The 18,186-nt window shown below is 66.2% G+C and carries 14 protein-coding genes; 10 read left to right on the forward strand and 4 right to left on the reverse strand.

The window, feature by feature from the left end; all coding sequences use genetic code 11:
* The first annotated feature begins 135 nt into the window (after nucleotides 1-135).
* Nucleotides 136-1,023, forward strand: a complete 888-nt coding sequence (locus ACFPO9_RS22805; protein WP_379775343.1) for an outer envelope protein — start codon at nucleotides 136-138, stop codon at nucleotides 1,021-1,023.
* On the opposite strand, the gene ACFPO9_RS22810 is transcribed toward ACFPO9_RS22805, so the two are convergent.
* On the reverse strand, nucleotides 1,024-1,509 hold the full coding sequence (locus ACFPO9_RS22810) for an Lrp/AsnC family transcriptional regulator (protein ID WP_379775345.1): 486 nt from the start codon (nucleotides 1,507-1,509) through the stop codon (nucleotides 1,024-1,026).
* Between the two features lie 75 nt (nucleotides 1,510-1,584).
* Here ACFPO9_RS22810 and ilvB point away from each other — a divergent pair, with 75 nt between their 5' ends.
* From ilvB to ACFPO9_RS22825, 3 genes are all read left to right on the forward strand, one after another.
* On the forward strand, nucleotides 1,585-3,321 hold the full coding sequence (gene ilvB, locus ACFPO9_RS22815; protein WP_379775347.1) for a biosynthetic-type acetolactate synthase large subunit: 1,737 nt from the start codon (nucleotides 1,585-1,587) through the stop codon (nucleotides 3,319-3,321).
* A gap of 117 nt (nucleotides 3,322-3,438) precedes the next feature.
* Nucleotides 3,439-5,088, forward strand: a complete 1,650-nt coding sequence (locus tag ACFPO9_RS22820) for a CehA/McbA family metallohydrolase (protein ID WP_379775350.1) — start codon at nucleotides 3,439-3,441, stop codon at nucleotides 5,086-5,088.
* 106 nt (nucleotides 5,089-5,194) lie between these two features.
* Entirely contained in the window at nucleotides 5,195-6,835 is a 1,641-nt protein-coding gene (locus ACFPO9_RS22825) for a serine hydrolase (RefSeq protein ID WP_379775353.1), read from the forward strand.
* Here ACFPO9_RS22825 and ACFPO9_RS22830 read toward each other — a convergent pair.
* The 3 genes from ACFPO9_RS22830 to ACFPO9_RS22840 all read right to left on the reverse strand — a co-directional run bounded on the left by ACFPO9_RS22830 (nucleotide 6,813) and on the right by ACFPO9_RS22840 (nucleotide 10,119).
* Nucleotides 6,813-7,721, reverse strand: a complete 909-nt coding sequence (locus tag ACFPO9_RS22830) for a hypothetical protein (protein WP_379775355.1) — start codon at nucleotides 7,719-7,721, stop codon at nucleotides 6,813-6,815. The genes ACFPO9_RS22825 and ACFPO9_RS22830 overlap by 23 nt on opposite strands.
* 2 nt (nucleotides 7,722-7,723) lie before the next feature.
* Nucleotides 7,724-9,259 (reverse strand): S1C family serine protease, encoded by a 1,536-nt coding sequence (locus tag ACFPO9_RS22835; RefSeq protein WP_379775357.1) that lies wholly within the window; start codon nucleotides 9,257-9,259, stop codon nucleotides 7,724-7,726.
* Nucleotides 9,260-9,345: 86 nt separating this feature from the next.
* On the reverse strand, nucleotides 9,346-10,119 hold the full coding sequence (locus tag ACFPO9_RS22840) for a class I SAM-dependent methyltransferase (protein ID WP_379775360.1): 774 nt from the start codon (nucleotides 10,117-10,119) through the stop codon (nucleotides 9,346-9,348).
* Nucleotides 10,120-10,520: 401 nt separating this feature from the next.
* Between ACFPO9_RS22840 and ACFPO9_RS22845 the strand changes: the two genes are divergently transcribed.
* The 6 genes from ACFPO9_RS22845 to ACFPO9_RS22870 are packed head-to-tail and all read left to right on the forward strand — an operon-like array spanning nucleotide 10,521 to nucleotide 18,182.
* The gene (locus tag ACFPO9_RS22845; RefSeq protein WP_379775362.1) at nucleotides 10,521-12,158 is read left to right on the forward strand and encodes a TldD/PmbA family protein; all 1,638 of its coding nucleotides are present in this window, start codon (nucleotides 10,521-10,523) and stop codon (nucleotides 12,156-12,158) included.
* Nucleotides 12,159-12,176: 18 nt separating this feature from the next.
* Nucleotides 12,177-13,514 (forward strand): TldD/PmbA family protein, encoded by a 1,338-nt coding sequence (locus tag ACFPO9_RS22850; RefSeq protein WP_379775364.1) that lies wholly within the window; start codon nucleotides 12,177-12,179, stop codon nucleotides 13,512-13,514.
* A gap of 52 nt (nucleotides 13,515-13,566) precedes the next feature.
* A complete protein-coding gene (locus ACFPO9_RS22855) occupies nucleotides 13,567-15,204 on the forward strand; it encodes a TldD/PmbA family protein (protein WP_379775367.1) in 1,638 nt (545 codons plus the stop codon).
* A gap of 26 nt (nucleotides 15,205-15,230) precedes the next feature.
* The gene (locus ACFPO9_RS22860; RefSeq protein ID WP_379775370.1) at nucleotides 15,231-16,568 is read left to right on the forward strand and encodes a TldD/PmbA family protein; all 1,338 of its coding nucleotides are present in this window, start codon (nucleotides 15,231-15,233) and stop codon (nucleotides 16,566-16,568) included.
* Entirely contained in the window at nucleotides 16,569-17,186 is a 618-nt protein-coding gene (locus ACFPO9_RS22865; protein WP_379775372.1) for a DUF4159 domain-containing protein, read from the forward strand.
* A 3-nt stretch (nucleotides 17,187-17,189) separates the two neighbouring features.
* Complete coding sequence (locus tag ACFPO9_RS22870; RefSeq protein ID WP_379775374.1) at nucleotides 17,190-18,182, forward strand: AAA family ATPase; 993 nt, start codon at nucleotides 17,190-17,192, stop codon at nucleotides 18,180-18,182.
* Nucleotides 18,183-18,186 lie beyond the last annotated feature (4 nt).

Raw genomic sequence — 18,186 nt, forward strand, 5'->3', positions numbered from 1 at the left:
CCCGAATCGTCGCCTGCCGTGCCGCGCGCCGGCGGGCCTTTGGCGCGCACGCCACAAGCGCCCGCCGGCTGTGGCGGCTTCCCGCTACACTGGCGCTATCCCGGCATTTCCTCACTCGTTTAAATAGGAAAAAAGATGAGCGAACGCAGCAACGCCGCGGCCTTGGCCGCCCTTGGATTCCTGGCCATCGGCGCGAGCGCCGCGCTGCCCGTGAGCGCCGCCGACTGGAGCGACACGGCCATCAGCTGGCGCTACGGACAGCGCTTCCGCGAGCCCTATAACCCGGCCGACATCAAGAAGCACATCTTCGCGCTGACCCACGCCAGCGGCTACAAGTACGGCTCGAACTACTTCAACGTCGACCTGCTGCAGTCGGACAGCAATGATCCCGGTTCGCTGAACCAGACGGACGGCGCCCAGGAAGCGTATATCGTCTACCGCCACACGCTCGACATCGGCGCGCTGCGCGGCGCACCCATCGCCTATGGGCCGGTGAAGGGACTGGGCCTGGTGCTGGGCTTCGACTGGAATACCAAGAACGACGTCGGCTACAACTCGCGCAAGCGCATGCTGGTGGCCGGGCCGACCCTGATGTGGGACGTGCCGGGTTTCCTCAGCACCGGCGTCCTGCTGCTCCGCGAGAGCAATGCGCCGAGCGGCGCCTTCCCGCCGATCTCCGAAGTGCGCAGCCGCTACACCTACGACTATCACCCGATGTTCTCGGCCAGCTGGGGCATTCCGGTCCCCGACAGCTGGGCCTCCGGCTGGTCCTTTGAAGGCTACCTGAACTACATCGCCGCCAAGGGCCGCGACGAAGTCGGCAACCCGACCGGCGCCGAGACCAACCTCGACATGCAGCTGATGTACGACCTGGGGAGCCGCTTCGGCCAGCCGAAGAACCGCTTCCGCATCGGCCTCGAGTACCAGTTCTGGAACAATAAATTCGGCAACACGGCGGCCACCACCGGCAACCGCGGCCAGCGCGCCAGCACGCCCATGGTGCGCGCTGAATACCACTTCTGATCAGCCGGTCAGCGGCGTATCCGCCTTCTTCAGCGTCCGCAGCACGAAGCTGGATTTGCTGTGGCGGATACCCGGAATCTGGTACAGCTGTTCGCGCAACAGGCGCTCGTAGTCGCGCGTGTCCTTGACCGCGATCCGGATGAAGTAGTCGTAGTCGCCTGAAATCAGGAAGGCTTCCAGGACTTCGGGAATGGATTCCAGGGCACGCGCGAAGGCGTTCAGGGTCTCCTGGTTATGGCTGTCCAGCGTCACCTGGACGATCACCGTGTCCTGGTAGCCGATCTGCGCGAGGTCCACTTTCACCGTATAGCCCTGGATCGCGCCGCTGTCCGTCATGCGCTTGATCCGGTTCCAGCAGGAGGTGGTCGACAGCCCGACCGCCTTGCCGATCTCCTGTAGCGGCGTGCGCGAATCCTCGAGCAGGATGCGCAGGATGGCGCGGTCGTGGCTGTCGAAAATTTTTCCGTGATTATCAATATTATCCATAAATTTTTCAGAATTCAGGCGTAATTAGCTGAAATTATGAAGCACTTTCAGTCTCTGCGCCGATAATATTCATGGATGAAAAATGACTTCCCGAGCGGTGCGCAGCGATTGTTGCGCACCCTGATCGACGCCGGCGTCGATACCGTCTTCGGTTATCCCGGCGGGGCGGTGCTGCCGCTCTACGACGCCCTGTACCAGGAACCGCGCCTGCGCCATGTGCTGGTCAGGCACGAGCAGGCGGCGCTGCATGCCGCCGAAGGCTATGCGCGCTCGACCGGGCGCCTGGGCGTGGTCTTCGTCACCTCCGGACCGGGCATGGCGAATACGACCTCCGGCCTGCTCGATGCCCTGTGCGACTCGATCCCGGTCCTGTGCATCAGCGGCCAGGTCGCCACCGCGCTGATCGGCACCAGCGCCTTCCAGGAATGCGACGCGCTCGGCATTTCACGCGCGGTCACGAAGTGGAATGCGCAGGTCCGCAGCGCCGACGCCATCGCGGACACGATCCGCGCCGCCATCCGGCAGGCCACGCAGGGCAGGCCGGGGCCGGTGCTGGTCGATGTGCCGAAGGACCTCCAGCTGGCGCGCACCGCGCCGCCCGAGTCCCGCGCCGTGACTGAAGCCGCGATGCAGGCCGCATCCTTGCCGCCGGTTGCCGATGCGCTGCTCGACCGGGCCGCGGGATTGATCGCCGGCGCCCGGCAGCCGGTCTTCTACGGCGGGGGAGGGCTTGTCAACGCCGGCGAGGAAGCCTGCGCCGGCTTCGCCGCGCTGGTGCGCATGAAGAACGCGCCGTGCACGCTCACCCTGATGGGACTCGGCGCCTTTCCCGCATCGGATCCGCGCTGGCTGGGCATGCTGGGCATGCACGGCACGCTGGAAGCCAACCTGGCGATGCACGAGGCCGACCTGGTGGTCTGCGTGGGCGCCCGCTTCGACGACAGGGTCACCGGCAAGCTCGCGCATTTCTGCCCCGGCGCGCGCATCGTCCACATCGATATCGACCCCGCATCGATCGGGAAGATCGTACGCGCCGACGTCGGCCTGGCCGGCGATTGCAAGCAGGTGCTGGCGGCCCTGGCGCGCAGGCTGGCGGCGATGGAGGCGCAGATCGTGCCGACGCTGCAGTGGTGGCGGCGCATCGAGAAATGGCGCAAGGTGGATAGCCTCGGCTTCAGCGCCACCGCGCCGGCGATCGTGCCGCAACAGCTGATGACGGCGCTGGCCGATGGCCTGGCGGGGCGCGACGCCATCGTCTCCACGGACGTGGGCCAGCACCAGATGTGGGCGGCGCAATACCTGCGTTTCGACGCGCCGCGGCGCTGGCTGACCTCGGGCGGCGCGGGGACCATGGGTTACGGCATACCGGCGGCGATCGGCGCCCAGGTCGCGCATCCGGACAAGACGGTCGTGTGCGTGAGCGGCGACGCCTCGATCCTGATGAATATCCAGGAGCTCGCCACCGCGGTCCAGCATCGCTGTCCCATCAAGGTGGTCCTGTCGAACAACGGCTGCATGGGCATGGTGCGGCAATGGCAGGAGCTGCACCATGGCGCCCGCTACAGCCACAGTTATTCGGAGGCGCTGCCGGATTTCGTCGCGCTGGCGCGCGCTTTCGGCTGGCAGGCGCGCAGGGTCGAGCATGCGGAGCAGCTCGAGGCCGCGCTCGCCGAATGCCTGTCTTCCAGCGGTCCCTTCCTGCTCGACGTGGTGGTCCAGCAGACCGAAAACTGCTTCCCCATGATTCCGGCGGGGCGCGGGCACCATGAGGTCATGCTGGCCAAGGACCGCTTCTACGACAGCGGGGCATGAGGATTCAGCCAGGATATTCGCACTGGCTATATTTTTGTCAATTAATTAATAACAATTTCATATCGGTAGGCTTCGGTAATCAAGATGGGGGCGGGATGCAATTGCAAAAATTGCATCATGAAAACCTCATCCTTCACCTCATCCCTGGCCTGGACCCGCTGCTTCGTGTTCGCAGCGGCCAGCTTCCTCCACCTTGCCGCCGGCGCAGCGCCGACAGCCGCTCCACACGAGCACCAGGAATTCGAAGCCATGCTGGCCGCGCCCTATCACGGCGAGAACCGCGCCGAGGCGCGTACCTTCACGCTGTCCTTCGATTACCCGGGGTTGCAGGGGCGGCGCAGCGTGCACTGGCGGCTCGAGCTGGTGGCGCCGGATGGCCGCCAGGTCGCACGCTGGCAGGGGCAGGCGACCCTGTCCGGCCGGCCGCTCGACGTGCCGGTGCGCTGGCAGGGGCGCGTGGCGAACCGGCCGCCCGCGCCCGGCGTGTACAAGGTGCGCCTGCGCGCGGCAAGCGGCAGCGAAGAGGTCGAGCAGGCCTGGGACATCGCGGTCGGCAGCCTGCCGGCGCCGGCCTTGCCGTCCTTCGCGCCGCTTCCCGGCCGGCGCGGCCAGCTGCAGGCGGCGCCGGCGCCGGGTGCGCTGCCCTATACCGTCTATTACGGCAACCTGCACAGCCAGACCCGCGACAGCGACGGCGGCGGCGCCCTCGATGCCTGCCGCGGCGCGCAGGACCCGCAGACCGCGCCCTTCGGCCCGGACGCCGCCTTTCCCTACGCGCGCGCGCACGGCCTCGACATGCTGATGGTCTCGGAGCACAACCACATGTACGACGGCTCGGACGGCACCAGGGCGGACGCCGACCCGGCCGCGGCCAGGGTCCTGTACCAGACCGGCCTGCAGACGGCGCGCGCCTTCAACGAAGCGCACAAGGATTTCCTGGCCCTGTACGGCATGGAGTGGGGCGTGATCAGCAACGGCGGCCACCTGAACATCTTCAACAGCGACGAGCTGCTGGGCTGGGAAAAGAACGGCAAGGGCGAGCTGCTGGCCGATACCCTCACCCCGCGCAACGACTACGGCGCGCTGTATTCGCTGATGCGCCAGCGCGGCTGGATCGGCCAGTTCAACCATCCCTCGCTGAAGGACCAGTTCAAGGTCAACGGCGTGCCGCTGGCGTACACGGCGGACGGCGACGAGGCGATGGCGCTGTGCGAAGTGATGAACAGCACGGCCTTCTCCACCAACGACAAGGAAGGCGAGACCCGGCGCAGCAACTTCGAGGCCGCCTGCAACAAGCTGCTCGAAGCCGGCTACCACCTCGCTTTCAGCAGCAACCAGGACAACCACTGCGCCAACTGGGGCGCATCCTATACCAACCGTACCGCGGTATTGCTGCCGGCCGGCGCAGCCCTCAGCCGCGACAGCTTCGTCGCCGCCCTGAAAGCGCGGCGCGTGTTCGCGACCATGGACAAGGCGTCGCAGCTGATTTTCACGGCCAACGGCAGGCTGATGGGCGAGCGCTTCGACAATCGCGGGCCGCTGCAGCTGTCGGTGCAGTTCGCGAACGGCGCAGGACGGACGGCGGCCACGGTGGCGATCATGGAAGGGGTGCCGGGCCGGAACGGCATGGTGACGCAGATGGCATCGGCGGCGGTGGTGAGCATCGTGCCCTCGGCGGGGCCGCACTTTTATTATGCGAAGCTGACCCAGGACGACGGCAAGGTGCTGTGGTCGGCGCCGGTGTGGGTCGACCAGGCGGCGGATTAGAAGCCGAGACTGCGTCCTGCGCCGAGCAGGGTGGCGCGCTTGCATCTTTCGGCCGCCAACGCTAAGTGCTATCCTGCTCGCGCCTGTTTACCCTGCAAGGAAATCCATGAACCGCATCGCAGCAGCCCTCCTGATCGCCTTCTCCGGCGCCGCACTGGCGCAGACCCCGGCCGCCGTCGCGCCGGCAGCGCCCGTCGCCGCCAGCACCGCGCCGCTCCAGCTTACGAACCTGTCCGCCGACGTCGAGCGCGTCATGAAGCAGTTCGACGTGCCGGGCATCGCCATCGCCATCGTCAAGGACGGCCAGGTGCTGGCCACGCGCGGCTTCGGCGTGCGCAAGCTCGGATCGCCCGAAAAGGTCGATGCCAAGACCCTGTTCGAAGTCGCCTCGAACTCGAAGGCCTTCACCGCCGCGGCGCTGGCGATGCTGGTCGACGAGGGCAAGCTGGCCTGGGACGACCCGGTCACCAAGCACCTGCCGGACTTCCAGATGTACGACGCCTACGTGACCCACGAGATGACGGTGCGCGACCTGCTGACCCACCGCAGCGGCCTGGGACTGGGCGCCGGCGACCTGCTGTGGTGGCCGACCACCAGCTTCACGACCGACGAGATCATCCACAAGCTGCGCTTCATCGCGCCGAGCACCAGCTTCCGCAGCAGCTACGCCTACGACAACCTGCTGTACATCGTGGCCGGCAAGATCATCGCCGCGAAATCCGGCAAGAACTGGGGCGAGACCATCCACGAGCGCATCCTTGCTCCGGTCGGCATGGCGACGACGACGACCAGCCTGGCCGAGAATGAAGGCAATCCGAACGTCGCCAACGCCCACAGCAAGATCAACGACAAGATCGCGGCCGTGAAGGCGATGCCGGTGCCGAACGCGGTCGGCGCGGTCGGCATCAACACCAACGCCGAGGACATCGCGCGCTGGATGAACGTGCTGCTGGCGGGCGGCAAGCTGCCGCATGCGGGCGCCGACGGCAAGGAAGCGCGCCTGTTCAGCGAAAAGCAGGCGCGCGAACTGTGGACCGCGCAGACGCCGATGCGCACCGGCACCCCGAACGCGAAACTGGCCGGCACGAAGGCCAACTTCGCCGCCTACGGCCTCGGCTTCCAGCTGCGCGACTACCACGGCCGCCTGCTGGCGCTGCACAGCGGCGCGCTGCAGGGCTTCTATTCGAAGGTGGTGCTGGTGCCGGAAGAGAAGCTGGGCATCGCGATCCTGACGAATGCGGAAAGCGGCGGCTCGCTGAACGCACTGCAGTGGCAACTGCTGGGCCGCCTGGTGGACAGGGACGACAAGACCGACTGGATCGGCGCCGTTGCCGCGGTCGAGGACGAGATGCACGCCAAGGAAAAGGCGCGCCTGGCCAAGAACTCGGCCGCCCGCGCCGCCAAGTCCCAGCCCTCGCTGGCGCGCACCGCCTACGACGGCGACTACCAGGACCTGTGGTACGGCATCGCGACCATCAAGCACGTGGGCGGCAGGCAGGTGCTGTCGCTGTCGCGCACGCCGGACCTGACCGGGGAACTGGAGCACTACCAGCACGACACCTTCATCGTGCGCTGGAAGGAGCGCAACTTCAACGCCGACGCCTACGTCACCTTCGCGCTGAACCCGGACGGCAGCATCGAACGCATGAAGATGCAGCCGATTTCGACCGAGACGGATTTCAGCTATGACTTCCAGGATCTGAATTTCACGCCGGTGAAAAAGCCTAAATCGGCGGCACCGGATTAAACCCCGAAACCGCCCGATACTTCCCTCCGCCATACCGCAGCACCTGCCGCTGGTCGATCGCGACCGGCGGCGCCGCATAGGCGTCGGCGCGGCTGATCGCGCCCTGGTAGCGGATCGTGAAGTCGCCCGGCTGCTCGCGCGTGGCGTCGACCGTCCAGCTGCTCTCGATCGCGTAGCAGTCGTGGCTGTTGGCGGCGGTGTGGTCGTCCTTCGCCGCCGGATCCTGCGGATGCGGCTTGATCAGCGGCTGCAGGCGGCGCGCGCAGTCGGCGCTGCTGTCGACGTTGATGCCGGACAGCGCCATCTCGAGCGCCGGCTCATGCCGCACCAATCCCTTGTCCAGTTCATACATCGCCAGCCAGGTGCCGCAATAGCCTTGCCAGCAGCTGCCGTATTCGACCGCGATCGCCTGGCGCTGGCCGGCGAGCGGCACCGCGCGCAGGCTCGCTTCGCCGTAAAAGCCGCGCAGCCCGAACACGCCCTGGCTCCCGCTCAGCTTCCAGGCGCCGCCGCGCTGCTCGAACTGGTAGGCGGCCAGCGCCATCGGCGTGCCGTGGTTGGCGGCGCTCTTGTCGTCGTCCGCGGGGACCAGGCCGGCGACCAGGGTCAGGTGAGTGGCGTCGATGCGCAGCACCAGCCTGGGTTCGACCAGCACCTGGTTCGCGCCCACGGTCCAGGCGCTGCGCGCGGGATTGGTGGTGACCCCGGGCATGCGCGGCAGGGTGACGGTCTGCAGCCGGCCGGCCGCGCCCTCGCTCCAGCCGGGGAAGGCCAGCGCCGCCAGCTGGGCCGGCGTCACGCCGGCCGATGCGGGCGCGGGCTGCTGCGGCGCCGCCAGCGCAAGGCCGGCCATGAACGCGGCGGCGATAGAAAAAGCGCGGCGCATGCTCAGCTCGTCTTGCCGTTCCAGACCGCCATCATGTCCGGCGAGCCCTGCGAGCGGATGCCGTTGTCGGACAGGATGTCTTCGGTGGCTTCGACCAGCGTCTTGCGCGGCAGGACCATGGTCTCGCCCTCGCGCTGGTCGAAGCGCAGCACCACCAGCTCGTCCTTCAGGTCGCGCAGCAGGGCCACCAGGTGGCGCAGGCTGCGCACCGGCACGCCGTTGACCGATTCCACCACCGAGCCGAAGCGGTTGCTGTAGCCGGCCACCAGCTTGTGCGGGAAGAAGGGCGAGCTGACCACCACCAGTTCCTCGTGGCGGCTGCTGGGCGCTTCGCCGCGGCGCGTCACCAGCGGGCTGCCGTTGAAGCCGTAGGCGTTCAGGGTCGAGGCGTTCGCGCTGATGAAGGACAGGTACTCTTCGGTGGCGCGCGAGAACACGATCGGGCCGTAGATGAAGTACGAGGGATAGCCGCCGTCCAGGTCCGGAATCAGCAGCGGGCGCTTGCCGGCGACGGGTACTTGCACCTGCAGCGTCTTGCCGTCGCGGATGATGGTCAGCGGCACCTTGCCGTCCTTCGCCACCTGCTGCACGCGGTACTGGAAGCGCACGCGCAGGTTCGGCCCCAGCTTGACCATGCCCTGGTCGTCTACGGGAAAGTCGCCGATCCTGGTGATCAGGTCCCATTCCCTGAGCGGATAGGCGGGGTCGCTGCCGGTGGGCCGGTGCACCACCACGCCGCGCACCGACTTGTCGATCTTCAGGTACTGGCGCAGCACCGGGTTCTCCAGCGTCTGGGTGTCGTCGCGCAGCTGCGGCTTGCCGTCGTAGCGGCCGTCGGCCACGTCGCGCAGGAACAGCTCGACCTCTTCGTTCGGGATCACGTAGCCGATGTTGTTGGCGCTGGCGACGATGGAGAAAGCCAGGCCGACCATGCGCTCGCCGGCCACGATCGGGCCGCCGCTGTTGCCCGGGTTGATCGGGGCGTCGATCTGCACGCGCAGGCCCGAGGCGCCGTAGAAGTAGGGGACGAATTCGACGCGCGAGACGATGCCCTTGGTGATCGACAGCGAGTTGCCGCCCATCGGGTAGCCGTAGGCCAGCACGGCGTCGCGCACGTCGGGCAGCACGCTGGCGCGCTTCAATGCGGGGTGTTCGTCGAAGAAGGATTCGTCGTCGAGCTTGAGGACGGCGAGGTCGATCCCGCGCGCGATCGCGACCACGGTGGCGCCGACCTTGTCGCCTTCCTCGCTGGCCTGCACCTGCACCTGGCTGGCATAGCCGACCACGTGGGCATTGGTGAGGATGCGCTTGCCCTCGATGACCACGCCGGAGCCGGTGGCTTCCTGCGGCGTCGCCTTGGTCCAGGGCCGGTAGGGGTCGGGACGGCGCATGGTCGTGAAGATCTTGACGACCGATTTTTCGATGCTGGAGCTGTTCGCGGGCTTGGTGGGCGGCGCCTTGGCGTCGAGGTCCTGGGCCTGGGCGGCGAGGGCGGAGGCGGCAAGCAGGGCCGCGGCGGCGATACGGAGCAATGTCATGCGCCGACTATACACTGCCGGGCCGCGCAAAAATTCACAAATACTCACTGCGGCTTCACATTTGCCGCAGTGAGCGGCGCACGTATTTACGGCTTCACGAACTTCAGCGTCATGCGGTCGCTTTCGCCGATCGCCTGGTACTTGTCGCGGTCAACCGCGCCGTTGGTCAGGGTCGGCGGCAGCGCCCACACGCCGCCCTTGTGGTCGGCCTTGTCCTTCGGGTTGGCGTTGATCTCGGATTTCGCGGCCAGCTTGAAGCCAGCGCTTTCCGCCATCTTGATCACGTAGGACTCGTGGACGTAGCCGCTCTTGGCCTCGGCATCCTGCGGCATGGATTCCGGCAGGCGGTGGTCGGTCACGCCCAGCACGCCGCCCGGCTTCAGGCTGGCGTAGATGGCCTTGAACATGTCCTTGACCTTGTCATCGCCCAAGTCGACAAAGTTGTGCACGTTGCGGAAGGTGAGCACCATGTCGACGCTGTTTGGCGGGGCGAAGTTGTAGATGCCCTTTGGCGGATTGAAGCCGGCCCGCACGACCTTGTCATAGACCGCCGGCTTGGACTCCAGCAGCGTTTTGGAGATCATGCCGCCGGCGATCAGCTTGCCGTCCTGGCGCAGGTAGGGCGCCAGGATCTCGGTGTACCAGCCGCCTTCCGGCAGCACTTCGACCACCGTCATGGTCGGCTTGATGCCGAAGAAGCTGAGGGTTTCGTAGGGGTGGCGGTACTGGTCGCGCGCGACGTTGGCGGCAGTGCGATGGCTGCCGCCGATGGCTGCACGCAGCTGGGCGTCGTCGGCGGCCTGCGCGGTGCCGGCCAGGCTGCTCGCCAGCAGGGCGGCGGCCAGGATGAATCGTTTCATTGTGTCGTCTCCGGGGTCGATGGCATCGGCGCCATGCCGTGCCGCCCGGCGATGATCGGCCACGCCTCAGTTGTCGTCAAGTAAAGATGTGTATGTATCGGGCGCGTCCGAGCGGACAGTGCCCGGACACGGCGCGGACACGCTTCAGCCGGACACTGGGCAGCCGCGTGCGCCGCAAACGGGGGCGCAAGCGCTTGGCATAAAGATTGCCTATTCAAAAACTTTACTTGCTGATATGTTTAGCAGCTCTACATAAAAGCGCGGAACAAAGCGCCCAGGGCCAGGCGCATCGTCGAAGACAGTACCTTGGTACGGCGAGACGAATGCAACGCAGCCATGGGGCGTTTTGTTCAAACAAGAGCGGTCCGTCCGCCGGGCCACTGTCCACTTCAGGAGACGTCATGGAACGCCGTACCTTCCTCAACATCAGCGGCCTGGCTTTCGGCTCGATGCTGGTTCCCGTCTTCGGCCGCGCGATCGCCGCCGAAGAGCTGCTCAACCCGATGCCGCTCGCGGCCAAGAAGATGCTGGCCGATACCGCGCTGAGCGCCGCCACCAAGGCCGGCGCCAGCTACTGCGACGTGCGCATCGGCCGCTACCTCAATCAGTACGTGATCACCCGCGACCTGAACGTCGAGAACGTGGTCAACACCGAGTCGGCCGGCATCGGCGTGCGCGTGGTCTGCAACGGCGCCTACGGCTTTGCCGCCACCAACGACATGAGCCCGGACGGCGTGGCCGGCGCGGCGCGCCAGGCGGTGGCGATCGCCAAGGCCAACGCCAAGCTGCAGTCCGAACCGGTGCAGCTCGCACCAGTGAAGGGCGTGGGCGAGGTGGCGTGGTCGACCCCGGTGGTGAAGGACTGGCGCACGGTGCCGATCAAGGAGAAGGCCGAGCTGCTGATCGCCGCCAACAAGGCCGGCATGGAAGGCGGCGCCAACTTCATGCAGTCGATGCTGTTCCAGGTGAACCAGCAGAAGTACTTCGCCTCCACCGACGGCTCCTACATCGACCAGGACATCCAGCGCCTGTGGGCGCCGCTGACCGCCACCGCGGTCGACAAGGCCAGCGGCAAATTCCGTTCGCGCCAGGGCCTGTCGGCGCCGGTCGGCATGGGCTACGAATACCTGGCCGCGCGCAAGGAAGACAAGATCAAGGCCGCCGGCGGCGTCGCCACCCTGTACACGAAGTCCTATGACATCATCGAGGACGCGCGCGCCGCCGGCCGCGACGCCAAGCGCAAGCTGACCGCCAAGTCTGTCACGCCGGGCAAGTACGACCTGATGCTCTCGCCCGAACACCTGTTCCTGACCATCCACGAATCGGTGGGCCACCCGACGGAACTGGACCGCGTGCTGGGCTACGAGGCCAACTACGCCGGCACCAGCTTCGCCACACTGGACAAGTGGGAGTCGAAGAAATTCAACTACGGCTCGCCGCTGGTGAACATCGTGGCCGACAAGACCACCCCGGGCTCGCTCGGCAACGTGGGCTACGACGACGAAGGCGTCCAGTGCAAGCGCTGGGACATCATCAAGGACGGCACCCTGGTCAGCTACCAGGCCACGCGCGACCAGGCCCACATCATCGGCAAGACCGAATCGGACGGCTGCTCGTACGCGGACAGCTGGAGCAACGTGCAGTTCCAGCGCATGCCGAACGTGTCGCTCCAGGCGGGCAAGAAGCGCTTGACGCCGGACGAGATGGTCAAGGACATCAAGAAGGGCATCTACATCGTCGGCGACGGTTCGTTCTCGATCGACCAGCAGCGCTACAACTTCCAGTTCGGCGGCCAGCTGTTCTACGAGATCAACAACGGCAAGATCGGCCAGATGCTGGAAGACGTCGCCTACCAGGCCAACACCCAGGAATTCTGGAACGCCTGCACGGCCATCTGCGATGAGCGCGACTGGCGCATGGGCGGCTCCTTCTTCGACGGCAAGGGCCAGCCTCCGCAGATTTCCATCGTCTCGCACGGATCGGCTACCAGCCGCTTCAACGGCATCAATGTCATCAACACCGCCCGCAAGATCGGCTAAGGCAGGAGCACAACGACCATGACCATCCTGACCCAGGAACAAACCAAGCATATCTGCGACCGCGTGCTGTCGCTGTCCAAGGCCGACGAATGCAGCGTGACCGTCGGCGGCAGCCGCCAGGGCAATATCCGCTTCGCGCGCAATGCCGTCTCCACCGCCGGCCTGGCGGAAGACACCAACATCGCCGTGCAGGTCGCCTTCGGCAAGCGCCAGGGCACCGCCACCATCAACGAGTACGACGACAAGTCGCTGGAAAAAGTCCTGCGCCGCGCCGAGGACCTGGCGAAGCTGGCGCCGGAAAATCCGGAGTTCATGCCGGCCGTCGGCAAGCAGAACTACCGCGCGTCCGAAACCTTCAGCAAGAAGACCGCCGCCATCGATCCGGAATTCCGCGCCCAGTCCGCGGCCTACGCGATCGAAGCCTGCCGCAAGAACAAGCTGGTGGCCGCCGGCTTCTTCAGCGACAGCACCTCCTTCACCAGCGTCGCCAATTCGAACGGCGTGTACGGCCACCAGAACGAAACCGGCCTCGATTTCACCTGCACCGTGCGCACCGAAGACGGCCGCGGCTCCGGCTGGGTCAAGCGCTCGGCCACCGACGCCGCCCGCTTCGACCCGCGCGAAGCAGCCGACGTGGCGATCGAGAAGGCGCTGCGCTCGGTCGACGCGAAAGCCCTGGAGCCGGGCCGCTACACCGTGATCCTGGAGCCGGCCGCGACCTCCGAGCTGCTCGGCTTCATGCTGTTCGGCTTCGACGCACGCCAGACCGACGAAGGCCGCAGCTTCCTGTCGAAGAAGGGCGGCGCCTCGCGCCTGGGCGACAAGCTGTTCGACAGCCAGGTCAACATCTGGGCCGACCCCTGGAACCCGGACGTGCCGGTGCTGCCCTGGGACACCCAGAACCTGATCGCGCGCGAACGCATGGACATCATCAAGGACGGCAAGGTCAACGCCTTGCAGTACTCGCAGTACTGGGCCAAGAAGAAGGGCGTGAAGCCGACCGCGACCCCGGGCAACATCATCATGGCCGGCACGGATAAAACCACCGCCGACCTGATCGCCAGCACCAAGAAGGGCATCCTGGTCACCCGCACCTGGTACATCCGCATGGTCGACCCGCAATCGGTGCTGCTGACCGGCCTGACCCGCGACGGCACCTTCTACATCGAGAACGGCAAGATCAAGTACCCGATCAAGAACTTCCGCTTCAACGAGAGCCCGGTGACCATGCTGAACAACATCGAGGAAATCGGCAAGCCGGTGATCATCGGCGGGGACGAGGTGCCGTTCCAGATGTCGATTCCGCCGATGAAGGTGCGGGACTTCAACTTCACCTCGCTTTCCGACGCGGTGTAATTGTTATCGTCGTCCCCGCCTGCGCGGGAACGACGGTTTCTTGGAGATCTAATTGGAACGCCGTACCTTCCTACACCTCGCCGCCGGCACCGCCGGCGCCATGCTGGTCCCCGTCTTCGGCAACGCCATCGCCGCCGAAGAGCTGCAGTCCAGCATGCCGCTCAGCTTCAAGAAGGCGCTGGCCGACGCCGCCCTCAACGCGGCCACGAAAGCAGGCGCCAGCTATTGCGACGTGCGCATCGGGCGCTACCTGAACCAGTTCATCAACACCCGCGACCTGACGGTGCAGAGCGTGACGAACACCGAGTCCAGCGGCGTCGGCGTGCGCGTGATCGCCGACGGCGCCTACGGCTTCGCCGCCACCAATGCGATGAACCCGGACGCCGTCGCCGGCGCCGCGCGCCAGGCGGTGGCGATCGCGCGCGCCAACGCCAGGCTGCAGACCGAGCCGGTGCGCCTGGCCCCGACCAAGGGCGTCGGCGAGGTGGCCTGGGCCACGCCCATCAGGAAGGACTGGCGCACCGTGCCGGTCAAGGAAAAGGCCGAGATGCTGATCGCCGCGAACAAGGCGGGCCTGGACGCCGGCGCCAGCTTCATGACGGCCAACCTGTTCCAGGTGAACCAGCAGAAGTACTTCGCCTCCACCGACGGCTCGTACATCGACCAGGACATCCACCGCCTGTGGGCGCCGCTCACCGCCACCGCGGTCGACAAGGCCAGCGGCAAATTCCGCTCGCGCGCCGGGCTGGCGCCGCCGGTCGGCATGGGCTACGAGTACTTCGATGCGCGCCCGGAGCACAAGATCCGGGCCGCGGGCGGCGTCACCACCCTGTACAAGGACGGCTACGACATCGTCGAAGAGGCGCGCAACGCCGGCCGCCAGGCGCGCGAAAAGCTGAGCGCGAAGAGCGTCGAGCCGGGCAAGTACGATCTGGTGATCGCGCCGGAAAACCTGTTCCTCACCATCCACGAATCGGTCGGCCACCCGACGGAACTGGACCGCGTGCTGGGCTACGAGGCCAACTACGCCGGCACCAGCTTCTGCACGCTGGATAAATGGGAGACCAGGAAATTCCAGTTCGGCGCCGATAAGGTCAACTTCTTCGCCGACAAGAGCACGCCCGGTTCGCTGGGCGCGGTCGGCTACGACGACGAGGGCGTCAAGCCGAAGCGCTGGGACATCATCAAGGACGGCATCCTGGTCAACTACCAGGCCACGCGCGACCAGGCCCACATCATCGGCGAGAAGGAGTCGCACGGCTGCTCCTACGCCGACAGCTGGAGCAACGTGCAGTTCCAGCGCATGCCCAATGTTTCGCTGGCGGCCGGTACTGCGCGCCTGACGCCGGACGAGATGGTGAAGGACGTCAAGAAGGGCATCTACATCCTGGGCCGCGGTTCCTATTCCATCGACCAGCAGCGCTACAACTTCCAGTTCGGCGGCCAGCTCTACTTCGAGATCAAGGACGGCAAGATCGGCCCCATGCTCGAAGACGTGGCCTACCAGTCGAACACCCAGGAATTCTGGAATGCCTGCAGCGCCATCTGCGACGAGCGCGACTGGCGCATGAGCGGCTCCTTCTTCGACGGCAAAGGGCAGCCCAGCCAGGTCAGCGCGGTCTCGCACGGCGCCTCGACCACCCGCTTCAACGGCGTCAAAGTGATCAACACCGGCCGCAAGATCGGCTAAGTTCAGGACAAGAGAGAGAGACAAGCATGAAACAGCTGAACCAGGAAGAAGCGAAACGGATTTGCGATCGCGTGCTGTCCTTCTCGAAGGCGGACGAGTGCAGCGTGGCGATCAACGGCAGCCGCAACGGCAATATCCGCTTTGCGCGCAACAGCGTATCGACCGCGGGCCTGAACGAAGACCGGCGCCTGGTCGTCACCGTCGCCTTCGGCAAGCGCCAGGGCACGGCGTCGGTCAACGAATTCGACGACAAGTCGCTCGAGCAGGCGGTGCGCCGCGCCGAGGACACCGCCCGCCTGGCGCCCGAAAACCCCGAGTATGTGACGCTGCCCGGCAAGCAGGAATTCAAGGGGACCGGCGAATACTTCGCCTCCACCGCCGCGATCGACCCGGACTTCCGCGCCGAAGTGGCCTCGCACGCGATCCTGGCCGGGCGCAAGAACAAGCTGGTGACCGCCGGCTTCTTCACCGACAGCACCGGTTTCGAGACCATCGCGAATTCGAAAGGCCTGTTCGGCCACCGCGAATTCACCGGCCTCGATTTCACCTGCACCGCGCGCACCGAAGATGGCCGCGGCTCGGGCTGGGTGACCCGCTCGGCCAGCGACGCCAGGCGTTTCGACGCGCGCGAAGCGGCCGAGGTGGCGATGGAGAAGGCCCTGCGCTCGGTCGATGCGAAGGCGCTGGAACCGGGCCGCTACACCGTGATCCTGGAGCCGGCCGCGACCTCCGAGCTGCTGGGCCGCATGTTCGGCGCCTTCGGCGCGCGCCAGGCCGACGAGGGCCGCAGCTTCCTGGCCAGGAAGGGCGGCGGCAACCGTTTGGGCGAAAAGCTGTTCGACGAACAGGTCAACGTCTGGTCCGACCCCTGGGACAAGGACGTGCCGGTCAGCCCCTGGGACAGCGGCTCGATGCTGGCGCGCCAGCGCCGCGACCTGATCAAGGACGGCAAGGTCGCCAATCTCGAGTACTCGCGCTTCTGGGCCCAGAAGAACGGCGTCACCCCGAACGCCCGCGCCGGCAACATGATCATGGCCGGCGGCACCAAATCGCTGGAAGAGCTGATCGCCGGGACCAAGAAGGGCGTGGTCGTGACCCGCACCTGGTACATCCGCATGGTCGATCCGCAGTCGGTGCTGCTGACCGGCCTGACGCGCGACGGCACCTTCTACGTCGAGAACGGCAAGATCAAGTACCCGATCAAGAACTTCCGCTTCAACGAGAGCCCGATCACCATGCTCAACAACGTCGACGAGTTGGGCAAGCCGGTCATCATCGGGCCGGACGAAGTGGCCTACCAGATGGTGATTCCGCCGATGCGGATCCGCGACTTCAATTTCACGAGTCTCTCCGACGCCGTCTAAGTGGTCTACGACTTCTACTTCACGCGCCTGATGTACGAGTCGGGCGACTGGGATGTGGACATCCGCATGCCCAGCAACGTGCTCAACTCGCTGGTCGAGTACACGACCCTGCGCGTGGACCCGGCCGAGCGCGTGATCGCCTTGTCGGACCCGAAGATGCTGCAGGCGCCGTTCTGCTACCTGGCCGGGCACAAGCTGGTGCAGTTCACGCCCGCCGAGCGCAGGAACTTCGAGCGCTACGTGAAGGGCGGCGGCTTCGTCTTCGTGGACGATTGCAACCACGACATCGACGGCCTGTTTGCCAAATCTCTCGAGGCCGAGCTGGCGAAGATGTTCGGACCGAAGTCCCTGGTGAAAATTCCGAACACGCACCGCCTGTATTCGAGCTTCTTCAAGTTCGACGGCCCGCCGAATACCGCGGTGGAGCTGAACGGCTGGGGCGACGACCTGGTGCACGAATACCTGCGCGCCATCGAGGTCAAGGGCCGCATCGGCGTGCTGTATTCGAACAAGGACTACGGCTGCGAGTGGGACTACGACTTCCGCAACAAGCGCTGGCTGGCGGTCGACAACACCCGCTTTGCGGTCAATATCATTCAATATGCGTTGGGAGCATAGCAAGTGGCAGAGGCATGGACTGAGAACGAGATCGGCGACCTGGTAGCGAAGGTCGGGCGGCTGAAGAACAGCATGGGCCAGGTCATCATCGGCCAGAAGGAGGTGATCGACCTGCTGGTGACCTGCCTGCTGGCCGGCGGCCATGCGCTGGTCGAGGGCGTGCCCGGACTGGGCAAGACGCTGCTGGTGAAATCGCTGGCCCAGGCCACCGACATGCAATTCCGGCGCGTGCAGTTCACGCCCGACCTGATGCCCTCGGATATCGTCGGCACCGAGATCCTCGAAGAAGACCAGGCCACGCGCCAGCGCGTGTTCCGCTTCCAGCAGGGCCCCGTGTTCACCCAGGTGCTGCTGGCCGACGAGATCAACCGTGCGCCGCCGAAGACCCAGTCGGCGCTGCTGGAGGCGATGCAGGAACGCTCGGTCACCTTCGCCGGCCAGACGCATAAACTGCCGAAGCCCTTCTTCGTGCTGGCGACCCAGAACCCGATCGAGCAGGCCGGCACCTATCCGCTGCCCGAGGCCCAGCTCGACCGCTTCCTGCTGCGCATCGATGTCGGCTACCCGAGCGAAGAGGAAGAGATCGCGATGGTCGGCGCCACCACCCATGCCGGCCTGCGCGATGCCGAGCCGGCGATGACGCTCGAGACCCTGCTGCGTTTGCAGCAACTGGTGCGCGACATCGAGATCGGCGACGCCATGCTGCGCTATGCCACGCGCGTGGTGCGCGCCACCCGTCCGGCCGAGTCCCCGGTCGAGGCGATCCGCAAGCACATCGGCTGGGGCGCCGGTCCGCGCGCCGGCCAGGCGCTGGTGCTGGCCGCCAAGGCGCGCGCGCTGATGCAGGGCCGCCTGGCGGTCACGCGCGAGGACATCGCCGCGATGCTGCTGCCGGTGCTGGCGCACCGCGTGCTGCGCAATTTCGAGGCGGAGGCGGACGGCATCGCCATCGCTGACATCCTCGCCGCGCTGCGCAGCGAAGTCCGGATCGACTAAGTGT

It is taken from the genome of Massilia aerilata (assembly GCF_042656905.1).
Classification (GTDB): domain Bacteria; phylum Pseudomonadota; class Gammaproteobacteria; order Burkholderiales; family Burkholderiaceae_D; genus Telluria; species Telluria aerilata.